Source organism: Psychromarinibacter sediminicola (assembly GCF_029168335.1).
Taxonomy (GTDB): Bacteria; Pseudomonadota; Alphaproteobacteria; order Rhodobacterales; family Rhodobacteraceae; genus Psychromarinibacter; species Psychromarinibacter sediminicola.
In genome coordinates this window covers 1-1705 of record NZ_JARGYC010000183.1, presented here as the reverse complement: position 1 = coordinate 1705, position 1705 = coordinate 1, and the positions used below count along the sequence as shown (strand labels likewise).

2 protein-coding genes are annotated in these 1705 nt (G+C 70.1%); one reads left to right on the top strand and one right to left on the bottom strand.

The window, feature by feature from the left end; all coding sequences use genetic code 11:
* Positions 1 to 126: 126 nt before the first annotated feature.
* Complete coding sequence (locus P1J78_RS24795) at positions 127 to 543, bottom strand: NUDIX hydrolase (RefSeq protein ID WP_275570046.1); 417 nt, start codon at positions 541 to 543, stop codon at positions 127 to 129.
* Positions 544 to 648: 105 nt separating this feature from the next.
* Between P1J78_RS24795 and speE the strand changes: the two genes are divergently transcribed.
* Positions 649 to 1503 (top strand): polyamine aminopropyltransferase, encoded by an 855-nt coding sequence (gene speE / locus P1J78_RS24790; protein ID WP_275570045.1) that lies wholly within the window; start codon positions 649 to 651, stop codon positions 1501 to 1503.
* Positions 1504 to 1705: the final 202 nt, after the last annotated feature.

The following is a 1705-nucleotide window of genomic DNA, read 5'->3' as shown; positions in this document are numbered from 1 at the left end:
TGGACCCGACGTTCGCATCTGCGAGCGACCCGCCTTCCAGCCCCGGCGACAGGAATAACGTCCTTCCAACCCGACTTCTTCAGCAGCCTGCTAAGGGCCGCCCCGGCGACGGGGCGGCCCTTTTCGTCACGCGCGCGCCAGGGCCAGGCGCAGTACGCGGTCGACGTCCTGGCTGAGCGGGCGGGCGCGGCTCAGCACCTCGGCCTGGGGCACCCATTCCGCCTCCGACACGTCGTCGGCGGCCTGCGGCGCCCCGGCCCGCCAGCGGCAGAGCACGGCGGCCAGCAGGAAATGGTGCCGCACCGCGCCCCCCTCGCGCAGGATGATGTCAAGGTTGGTCAGCCAGCCCGCGGCCGCGCCCCGCACCCCGGTCTCCTCGGCCAGCTCCCGCACCGCCGCCTCGGCCACCGTCTCGCCCCAGTCGACATGCCCGCCCGGATAGCCCCACAACCCCGCATCCGGCGGGTTGCGGCGGCGCACGAGCAGCACGTGGCCCTGGTGCGGCAGCACCGCCAGGGCGGCGAGTTTGGGGCGCGGGTCCATGCCACCTTGCTAGCGCCGGGAAGCGCGAAAGCCAACGCGGTCCCCGGTTGACTTCGCCGCGGCCGGACCCATGCTCGGCCCCGACCGACAAGGAGGCCCCGAGAGATGACGGACATGACCGGCTGGAGCGTCGAGCGCCTGCACGCCGACCACGCCCAGGCGCTGCGCGCGGACAGGGTGCTGTACGACAGCGAGACCGCGCATCAGCGGCTGCGGGTGATCGAGAACCCGACCTTCGGGCGCATCCTGACGCTGGACGGGGTGGTGCAGACGACCGAGGGCGACAACTTCATCTACCACGAGATGATGTCCCACGTGCCGATCCTCGCCCATGGCGCCGCGCGGCGGGTGCTGATCGTGGGCGGCGGCGACGGCGGCATGGCGAAGACGGTGCTGACGCACGCCGCGGTCGAGCATGTCACGATGGTCGAGATCGACGCGGGCGTGGTGGACTTCTCGAAGGAGTACCTGCCGATGCTGTCGGAGGGCGCCTTCGACGACCCGCGGCTGGAGCTGGTGATCGCCGACGGCGCGGCCTTCATGCGAGAGACCGGGGGCGGCTACGACGTCATCATCGTCGATTCGACCGACCCGATCGGCCCGGGAGAGGTGCTGTTCACCGACAGCTTCTACGGCCACGCCAGGCGGGCGCTGGCGCCGGGGGGCGTGCTGGTCACGCAGAACGGGGTGCCGTTCATGCAGGGCGACGAGCTGACCAACACGATGCGCGCGTTCAAGGCGCTGTTTTCGGACTGGACCTGCTATCTGGCGACGATCCCGACCTATGCCGGGGGGCCGATGGCCTTCGGCTGGGGCACCGACGGCGAGGCGCGGCAGGTGGACCTGGAGACGCTGAAGAAGCGCTTCGCGGCGGCGGACATCGCGACGGATTACTATACGCCCGAGGTGCATCTGGGCGCCTTCGCGCTGCCCCCCTATGTGGCGCGGCTGATGCCCTGAGGCGGGTGTCCGAGGTTGGACGGGGGGCCAACAGACTGAAATCGTTGCAGATAGCGCTAACTGTCCTGCCCGTCCGCACACTGCACGACACTGGGTTTTCCGTGGGACATTTCCACCTGCATCGCGCGGCGGAACGGCGTGCAGCGCCGCCTCTCGGCGATTGCTTTGCAATCGCCTGTCGGCAGGGCATTTCGAGACGAAA

Bases quoted from the DNA above. Each gene is read 5' to 3' on its own strand.
- speE (WP_275570045.1), top strand. From the start codon at position 649: ATGACGGACATGACCGGCTGGAGCGTCGAGCGCCTGCACGCCGACCAC.
- P1J78_RS24795 (WP_275570046.1), bottom strand. From the start codon at position 543: ATGGACCCGCGCCCCAAACTCGCCGCCCTGGCGGTGCTGCCGCACCAG.